Below are 8,887 nucleotides of genomic sequence, written 5' to 3'. Positions count from 1 at the left end.
ACCCGCCCCCGCACGATTGGGAGTCCCCTTGTCGGAATGGCTCGTCCTGACCCTCGCGATGGCCGCGGCCTGCGCCGTCGTCCTCGCCATCGCCTTCTTCAACCACCGGAGGATCAGCGAGGACGACGACCCCAGCGAAACCCCCGACGTCATCGAGTACATGACGATGATGATCGGCGTGATCTACGCGATCGTGCTCGGCCTCGCGATCGCCGGCGTCTGGGAGGGCCGGGGAGCGGCCCAGGAGTACGTGCGCCAGGAGGCCCAGGCGCTGCACGAGATCCGTGTCCGCTCCCAGGTGTACCCGGCCGGGGTCCGCGACCGGATCCGGGCCGATGTCGACGCGTACGTGACGTACGTGGTGGACACCGAATGGCAGCAGATGGCCGACCACGGAGCGGTCACCGGCCGCAGCGGGGAACTGCTGGAGCGGATCCGCCGGGACGTGACCGACTACGAGCCGCAGACCGACCACGAGGGGCAGGCGTACCAGCCGCTGGTGGACCAGGTGGCGCTCGTCGACGACGCCCGCAGCGCCCGGGGGCTGAGCGCGGGGGCCACCATGCCCGGTGTGGTGTGGTTCGGACTGATCACCGGGGCACTGGTCACCGTGGGGATGATCTTCATGCTGCAGATCCGCCGCTCCTTCCGGGAGCTGCTGCTGGCGGGCCTGTTCAGTGCGCTGATCGCGTTCCTGCTGTTCCTGATCTGGGACTTCGACGCCCCGTTCGGACGGGGCATCTCCGCGACCGCCGAGCCGTTCCGCGCGCAGTTCCCGCACCTGGACCTGGGCGGCTGAGCCGCGCGCCAAACCGGGGAGGGGCCCGCCGTCCCCGGTTCGGCCCAGCAGTGTGCCCCATTCGCCCGCTCCTGATCGCGGGGCGGCGGGCCCGCGCCTAGCGTGGCGGGCATCGGGGAGCATCCCCCACCGCCGGCGGAAACCGTTCCGCGGCTGCTCCCCGGGATCCGGAGAACCATTCCATGGGTGCGATACGCAGCTCCGCCACTGCCCTGCTCGGCGCCGGCGCCGCGGGCGCCGTCCTTGCGCTCGGCGTCTTCGGTGCGCCCGCCGCGATCGCGGCCGAGGCGCAGCCCATCACGTCTTTCGGCTTCGCCCTCACCCCGTCGACGGTCGCCCCGGGCGGCCAGACGGTGCTGTCCGTCACCGGCTGCGACGCCGCCTTCGCGACCGCCTCCTCCGGGGTCTTCGACACCGTGAGCATCGCCCGGGGCAGCACGGCGCGCGTCACCGTCGACCGCGACGCCCGCCGCGGAGCCGTCTACTCCGTGACGTTCACCTGCAACGGCGAGAACGGCTCCGCCGACCTCACGATCGCCGGCGGCACGGGCACGCCGACGACCAGCTCCACCTCCGCCGAGCGCCCTGCCGCGCCGCGCACCGCCACCGCGACCGCGGCCGGGCCCGCCGAATCGGCGGCGGCGCGCGGTGTGCGGGGCGGGCTCGGCGGCAGCGTCGCCGGGATGGACGCCCGGGAACTCGGCGCGGGCGCGGCCCTGTTCCTCGCCGCCGCGGCCGGGACCGTCGTCGCGCTCAGGCGCCGCGCATCGGCACACCGCCACTGACGCGGCGCCCCCCTGCGCCACCCCGCGCGCGTCGCCGCACCACGGCACCACCGCACCGCCGCGCGTGCCCCGCTTCCGCCCCCGCTCGGGGCGGCCGCCGACAGCCGGTCGCCCCGGATCCCGTCCGGGATGCGGGGCGGCCGGCGTGTGTTCCGGGCAGGGACCGGGGAGGTCGGCCGGTCGTCAGGCCCGGTTGCGGTGCGGGCGGCGGCGCCGCAGGACGTGGACGCCCGCGCCGAGGGCCGCCGCGCCGACGAGGCCCGCGCCGATGGCGGTCTCGGCGGCGGAGGGGCCGAAGGAGCCGCCGAGGCCGCCCTGGGCGCCGCGGCCGTCGAGGATCTGGAAGCGGTGGGTGGCGATCAGGTTGCTGTCGTTGCACTTGACCGACAGCGTGTGCGTCCCGGGCGAGGCGTGGTTGAAGATCCGTACCGTCGCGAACCCGACGGTCCCGGCCGACAGGTTCGCCGGCGAGAAGTTGCCGGGTGACGCAACGGTTCCGCCGTGGCCGCAGCCGGCGGCGCTGACCTGCATCGTGGCCCCCTGGTGCACCGAGTACGGCGTGACGGAGACGTTGCTGGGGCCGCGGCCGCCGTTGCCGCCCTGGCCCCCGCTCTCCGGCGGCCCCGCCGCCGGGTTCGCCGAGGCGACCGGAATACTGAGACCGACGGCGACGCACGCCGCCGCGGTCACGGTGAGAGCGCGCAGAACACGCATGGTGGAACCTCCAGCGGAAAGCGCCCCGGAGCGGTCGCCCGGGATGATCGACGAGAACGCCTCCCATCACGAACCCTCAGGTCGGGCCGCAAGCGGCGCATGTCCGGCTTTGGTCCGCACGGTTGAGCGACACGCCGTGCGCCGCGCGCGCCATCTGACGGATCCGCAGGTCATGACCCGTCAGAAGTTTGTGTGATGAATACCCGGACGGGTGCACCCCGTCCGGTCCCGCCACCCGTTCGCCCGGCACCGATCGCCGTCTTGCGCGAGCGGGCTTAGCGTGCGTGGAGAAGGGCGTGAAGGGGCGGGATGGAACGCGGGTCGGGACCCCCGCGTCGGGAAGGGAGAGCCATGACCGAGGACGAGAGTGAGCAGCGGCCGAGGAGACGCTCCCCCTGGGGCGTGCTCGCGCTGGTCATGCTCAGCGGCCTCGCCATGATGCGCAACGGCGCCGAGTCCGGTGACGGTCCTCCGCAGCCGACGGCCGCCGCGGCGGTGTCGGCGTCTGCCGGACAGTCGGACGGGCAGGCGCCGATGCCCATGCCGCCGGGTGAGGCGCTGCCGGCGGGTGTCGCGGAGCTGGAGCACTCGTCGGTCCAGCGCATCCGGATTCCGCAGATCAGGGTCGACGCACCGGTGATGACGGTGGGGCTGGACGCGCAGGGCTGGATCGAGGCCCCGCCGGCCCAGGATCCCAACCTGGCCGGCTGGTACCTGAACGGCATCGCGCCGGGCCAGCGCGGCTCGGCCGTCGTCGTGGGCCACGTCGACAACGAACAGGGCCCTGCGGTGTTCTACGGGCTGGGCGCCCTGCGCAAGGGCGACCGCGTCGAGGTCGACCGCTACGACGGGCGCACGGCGGTGTTCGAGGTGTACGGCGTGGAGGTGTTCTCGAAGGAGACGTTCCCCGGAGCCCGGGTGTACGGCGACACCGGCCGGCCCGAGCTCCGGGTGATCACGTGCGGCGGCGGCTACTCGAAGGCGCGGGGCTACGACGGGAACGTCGTCGTGTTCGCCCGCATGGTCGAGGCCCGCTGACCGCCGCTGCCCCTCTGCCGCCCCGCCCCGCCCCGCCGGGGATACGTTTCCTCAGCGGGGCGGCAGCACGGGCAGGGTCATGCGGTAGCCGCGGGCCAGGAGCTGCGGCAGGTAGGCGCCGAGGGCGTGGACGCTCTGCGTGCGGTCGCCGCCGGCGTCGTGCGAGAGGACGATCACCCCGGGTGCGGCGCCCTTGAGGATGCGGGAGACGATCACGGAGGTGCCCGGCTCCGTCCAGTCGAGGCTGTCGACGGTCCAGGCGAGCGGCTCCATGCCCAGTTCGGCGCCGATCTCGAAGGCGGCCCGGTTCCATGCGCCGTACGGCGCCCGGAACCACAGGGGCGGGGCGCCGACGGTCTTCTCGACGACCTCGCTGGTCCGGCCGATCTCGGAGGCGAGGCCGGACCTGCTCAGGCTGGGGATCAGGGGGTGGGACCAGGTGTGGTTGCCGATGAGGTGGCCCTCCGCGGCCATCCTGCGCACGAGGTCGCGGTTCTCGGCGGCCATCTCGCCGCAGACGAAGAACATCGCGCGGACGCCGTACCGGGCGAGGGTGTCGAGGATGCCGGGGGTGTAGCGGGGGTCGGGGCCGTCGTCGAAGGTGAGGACCATCGAGCTGCGGGCGGCCGCGGCCGGGTCGAGCTCCAGGATGGGCCGGGTGCGGACGGCGGGCCTGGCGGCCGGCGGGCGCACCGGCGCCTCGGCGGTCATGGGGGCCAGCCGGTAGGCGGTACGGCCGGGGGTCTGCGGCCGGACGGCGCGGACGCCTCCGGGTCCGGCCGCGCCCCCCGGGCCGGGCTGTCCGGCGGCACCCGCGGCCCCGGCGGCTCCCCCGCCCCGGGGGGTTCCGCCCGCGGCGCCGGTTCCGGGCGGGCCGGACTCGCCGGAGGCCAGGAGTCCGGAGGCCGTGGCGATTCCGAGGAAGACTGCGGTGCGCAGGAGCACGCGCCGCCCGACTGTCGGCTCGTCATTTTTCATTACTACTACGTATCAACGAGACCGGCCGGGATGTCGAGAGGCGCGGAGGAGGCCGCGCGCCCTCACCCGATCAGCCGCGCCGCACGAGCGGGAACGGCAGCGTCTCGCGGATCGTCAGGCCGGTGAGGAACATGACGAGGCGGTCCACTCCGATGCCGAGCCCTCCGGTGGGCGGCATCGCGTACTCCAGGGCGTCGAGGAAGTCCTCGTCGAGTTCCATCGCCTCCGGGTCGCCGCCCGCGGCCAGCAGCGACTGGGCGGTGAGCCGGCGCCGCTGCTCGACGGGGTCGGTCAGCTCCGAGTAGGCGGTGCCCAGCTCGGTCCCGAAGGCGACGAGGTCCCAGCGCTCGGCCAGGCGCGGATCGCGCCGGTGCTGCCGGGTCAGCGGGGAGACGTCGGTCGGGAAGTCCTTGTAGAAGGTGGGCAGGGTGGTCTTCTCCTCGACGAGCCGCTCGTACATCTCCAGGACGACGTCGCCGCGGGTGTCGGCGGGGGTGTGGGGCACCCCGGCGAGGTCGCACAGCCGGCGCAGCACGTCTTCAGGGGTGTCGGCGTCGACGGCTTCGCCGAGGGCCTCGCTGACCGCGCCGTACAGGGTCTTGACGGGCCAGGTGCCGGAGATGTCGTGGACGGCGAGCTTGCCGTCGGGGCCGGTCTTGTGGGCGATCGGCGAGCCGAAGGCGGCGGTGGCGGCGCCCTGGATGAGCTCGCGGGTCAGGTCGAGCATCACGTCGTAGTCGGCGAAGGCCTGGTAGGCCTCCAGCATCGTGAACTCGGGATTGTGCTTGTAGGAGACGCCTTCGTTGCGGAAGGTGCGGCCCATCTCGAAGACCTTCTCCATGCCGCCGACGCACAGCCGCTTGAGGTACAGCTCGGGTGCGATGCGCAGGTACAGGTCGAGGTCGTAGGCGTTGATGTGGGTCCGGAAGGGGCGGGCGTTGGCGCCGCCGTGGATCTGCTGGAGCATCGGGGTCTCGACCTCCAGGAAGCCGCGCTCCAGCAGGCCGTGCCGCAGGGCCTGCACGGCGGTCGAGCGGGCCCGTACGACGTCGCGGGCCTCGGGGCTGGCGACGAGGTCGAGGTAGCGGCGGCGGACGCGGGCCTCGGGGTCGGCGAGGCCCTTGCGCTTGTCGGGCAGGGGGCGCAGGCACTTGCCGGTCAGCTGCCAGGACTCCACGAGGAGCGAGGGCTCGCCGGACTTGCTCGCCCCCATGCGGCCGGTGGCGGTGACGTGGTCGCCGAAGTCGACCTGCGAGGTGAAGGAGTCGAGGACCGCGGGGCCGCTCTCGTCCCGGGTGAGCATCAGCTGGATGTCGCCGGACCAGTCCCGCAGGACGGCGAAGACGACACCGCCGAGGTCGCGGACGACCATGATCCGCCCGGCGAGGGTGGCGGGGCCGCCGCCGCGGGCCCCGGGCGGCAGGCCGGGGTGGGCGGCCGGCAGCTCGGACGCGGTGTGGGTGCGGGCGGGGATGCCGACGGGGTAGGGGTCGACGCCGTCGGCGCGCAGCCGGTCGAGCTTGGCGTGGCGGACGCGGACCTGCTCGGGCAGCCGCTCCACCGGGAGGGCCGGGTCTCCCGGCCCGCCGGCCGCGTCCAGGCCGAGGGCGTCGAGCGGGGGCAGCAGCGCGGTGTTCGCGGGGGCGGTGACGCCCTTGGGGTGGCCGTTGCCCCACAGCTTGCGCAGGCTGGGCACGGAGACGAAGCCCTCGGCGATGCCGGAGGCCAGGCTGACCCGGGCGAGCGAGCCGGCGTCCTGGTAGCAGAGGAACCGCGGGTACCACTCGGGGCCGTACTTGACGTTCGAGCGGTAGAGGGCCTCCAGCTGCCACCAGCGGGAGAAGAACAGCAGCAGCCGGCGCCAGAGCTTCAGGACGGGGCCGGCGCCGATCCGGCCGCCCTCCTCGAAGGCGGAGCGGAAGACGGCGAAGTTCAGCGAGATCCGGCGCACGCCCAGGCCGGGGGCGGCGGCGCACAGCTGGGCGACCATGAACTCCATGACGCCGTTGGGGGCGTTGCGGTCGCGGCGCATCAGGTCGAGGGAGATGCCGTCCCTGCCCCAGGGGACGAAGGACAGCAGGGCGATGAGCTCGCCGTCGGCGTCGAAGGCCTCGACGAGCAGGCAGTCGCCGTCGGCGGGGTCGCCGAGCCGGTCGAGGGCCATGGAGAAGCCGCGTTCGGTCTCGGTGTCGCGCCAGGTGTCGGCGCGGTCGATGATGCGCTGCATCTCCTCGTCGGAGAGGGCGGAGTGGCGGCGGATGGAGGTGGTCGCCCCCGCGCGGCGGACGCGGCTCACGGCCTGGCGGGTGACGCGCATGTCGCGGCCGTCGAGGTCGAAGTGGGCGACGTGCAGGATGGCCTCGTCGCCGAGCTGGAGGGCGCTGAGCCCGGACCGGGCGTAGGCGGTGGCGCCGTCCTCGGAGGCGCCCATGACGGCGGGCTGCCAGCCGTGGCGGCGGGCGACGGCGAGCCAGGCGTCGATGGCCGGGGTCCAGGCCGCCGGGTCGCCCACCGGGTCGCCGCTGGCGAGGCAGACGCCGGCCTCGACGCGGTAGGTGACGCAGGCCCTGCCGTTGGGGGCGAAGACCACGGCCTTGTCGCGGCGGGTGGCGAAGTAGCCGAGGGAGTCGGAGCGGCCGTACGCGCCGAGCAGCGCGCGGATGCGGGGCTCTTCGTCGCCGTGGAGGGCGGCGGTCATGCGCTGGGAGCGGAAGAGGGTGGCCGCGGCGCCCAGCAGGGCGAGCGCGCCGAACAGGCCGAGCAGGAAGGACAGGGGCCGCGGCGGCCGGCCGTCGAACTCGCGGGCCGAGAACAGGCCGCCGAAGACCTGCTTGGCGGCCCAGTCCAGCCACTGGCCGCGGGGCAGGGTGCCGGGGAACAGCGCGACGAGCGCCCAGCCGAGGAGGACGGCGGCGAGCAGGCCGAGCCCGAGGACGAGCAGGGCCCGCCAGAACGCCCCGGGGCGGGAGGCGGCGTAGAACTCGCTGCGGGCTGCGGTCAGCAGCGCCAGTGCGGCGACGGCGACGACGAGGGAGGGGCCGCCGATCCAGTACCAGCCGTCCGCGACGAGCAGGACGTCGACGAGGACCAGCAGGACCAGGTAGGCGACGACGATCCACCAGGCGACCTTCTTGCGGGTGCCGAGCGCGGCGGCGAGGAGGAAGAGGAAGACCGCGTAGGCGAGGTTCTCGCTGACGGGGACCACGTAGTCGTCGAGGAAGCGGACGACGTGCCGCAGCAGGTACCGCAGCGTCGGCGAGAGCGCCAGGACGGCGCAGAACAGGCCGAGGGCGCCGAAGAACGCGGCGAACCCGTCGGGCACCCGGTTCAGGAAGCGGTTCCGGGTCCCCCGGGTCTGCTCCGTCGTGGCACTCATGGTTCGCACTCTAGGGAGCCCGGCCGCGGTCCGCGCGGCGAGCGGCAGGTCCCCCGGGAGGGTGACGGGCGGGGAGCGGGCCCGTCCCGGCCCGGGGGCGGACCGGTCGGCGGCCCGGTCAGCGGCCCATGGTGAGGCCGTGTGCGGCGGCGCCGCGGCTCAGGACCGCCTCGCTGACGGTGTCGCGGGCGCGGCGGTGGCCGGCGTCGCCGGGGTCCTCGGCGAGGGCGGCCGGCAGGTTGACGACCTTCCCGGCGGACAGGTCCATCATCTGGGGGACGAACTCGGCCTTGGCGACCTGCCAGCGGCCGCCCGCGGCGGCCGGCGGGGCGAAAGTGAAGCGGGCGAGAGACCCGTAGTTGCCGCGCAGGTCCCGGTCGCCGGAGTGGTTGAACATCTCGCCTGCGACCTGGTCGCCCATGCCGTAGACGATCCAGGTGCCGTTGACCTTCTCGTAGGCCTGCGGGACGTGGGCGTGGGTGCCGAGGATCAGGTCGATGTCGGGGCGGCCGCCGGTCCGGGAGGCCGTGAGGTCCCTGCCGAGGGAGAGCTGCCGCTCGTCCGGCGCGGTCTGCCACTCGGTGCCCCAGTGCAGGCTGACCAGGACGACGTCGGCGCCGGCCTTCCGGGCCGCCCGCGCGTCCGCGATGATCTTGTCCTTCTCCATGAGGTTGACCGCCCACGGCCTGCCCTCGGGCATCGGGTACCCGTTGGTGTCGTAGGTGTAGGCGAGGTGGGCCACCTTGGCCGTGCCCGCCGTGTAGAGGGTCGGTGCGGCCGCCTCGGCGGCCGTGCGGGCCGATCCGGCGTGGCGCAGTCCGACCCGGTCGAAGCGGTCGAGGGTGCGCGCCACTCCGTCGGCTCCGGCGTCGAGGGTGTGGTTCGAGGCGGTCGAGCAGCCGTCGTAGCCGGCGTCCTTGAGGCCGTCGGCGACCTCGGGCGGGGACTGGAAGGCGGGGTAGCCGGTGAACGGGCCGCCGTCGGGGCCGTAGACGGTCTCCATGTGGCACAGCGCGAGGTCGGCGGCGGAGACGAGCGGCTTGACGTGGGAGAACATCGGCCGGAAGTCGTGGCCGGGTCCGTCGGCGTCGGCCGCGGCCTGCTTGATGACCGAGTCGTGGGGCAGGACGTCGCCGCTCGCGACGAGCGTGAAGCCGCGGGCGGGGGCCGCGGCCGGGCCGGGGGGGGGGGGCGGGG

At 74.3% G+C, this 8,887-nt stretch carries 7 protein-coding genes; 3 read left to right on the top strand and 4 right to left on the bottom strand.

What is annotated here, in order from left to right; genetic code table 11:
* Nucleotides 1-28: 28 nt before the first annotated feature.
* Complete coding sequence (locus tag EF903_RS23085) at nucleotides 29-799, top strand: DUF4239 domain-containing protein (RefSeq protein WP_125546124.1); 771 nt, start codon at nucleotides 29-31, stop codon at nucleotides 797-799.
* A 182-nt stretch (nucleotides 800-981) separates the two neighbouring features.
* Nucleotides 982-1,584, top strand: a complete 603-nt coding sequence (locus tag EF903_RS23080) for a hypothetical protein (protein ID WP_125546122.1) — start codon at nucleotides 982-984, stop codon at nucleotides 1,582-1,584.
* Between the two features lie 183 nt (nucleotides 1,585-1,767).
* Here EF903_RS23080 and EF903_RS23075 read toward each other — a convergent pair whose 3' ends face one another.
* Nucleotides 1,768-2,298, bottom strand: a complete 531-nt coding sequence (locus EF903_RS23075) for a hypothetical protein (RefSeq protein WP_125546120.1) — start codon at nucleotides 2,296-2,298, stop codon at nucleotides 1,768-1,770.
* A 351-nt stretch (nucleotides 2,299-2,649) separates the two neighbouring features.
* On the opposite strand from EF903_RS23075, the gene EF903_RS23070 reads away from it, so the two are divergent.
* On the top strand, nucleotides 2,650-3,336 hold the full coding sequence (locus EF903_RS23070; RefSeq protein WP_125546118.1) for a class F sortase: 687 nt from the start codon (nucleotides 2,650-2,652) through the stop codon (nucleotides 3,334-3,336).
* 51 nt (nucleotides 3,337-3,387) lie between these two features.
* Here the strand turns inward: EF903_RS23070 and EF903_RS23065 are convergent, their stop codons facing one another.
* The 3 genes from EF903_RS23065 to EF903_RS23055 all read right to left on the bottom strand — a co-directional run.
* A complete protein-coding gene (locus EF903_RS23065) occupies nucleotides 3,388-4,314 on the bottom strand; it encodes a polysaccharide deacetylase family protein (protein ID WP_125546116.1) in 927 nt (308 codons plus the stop codon).
* Between the two features lie 70 nt (nucleotides 4,315-4,384).
* Nucleotides 4,385-7,690: a bifunctional lysylphosphatidylglycerol synthetase/lysine--tRNA ligase LysX gene (gene lysX / locus EF903_RS23060; protein WP_125546114.1), complete on the bottom strand. Its 3,306-nt coding sequence runs from the start codon at nucleotides 7,688-7,690 to the stop codon at nucleotides 4,385-4,387.
* A 118-nt stretch (nucleotides 7,691-7,808) separates the two neighbouring features.
* The coding region (locus EF903_RS23055; protein ID WP_125546112.1) for a CapA family protein at nucleotides 7,809-8,887 on the bottom strand (1,079 nt) is incomplete at its 5' end.

Origin of the sequence: Streptomyces sp. WAC05292 (assembly GCF_003949955.1) — a bacterium.
Lineage (GTDB): Bacteria > Actinomycetota > Actinomycetes > Streptomycetales > Streptomycetaceae > Streptomyces > Streptomyces globosus.
The sequence above is the reverse complement of the archived record's forward strand: the minus strand, read 5'-3'. Positions and strand labels throughout refer to the sequence as shown.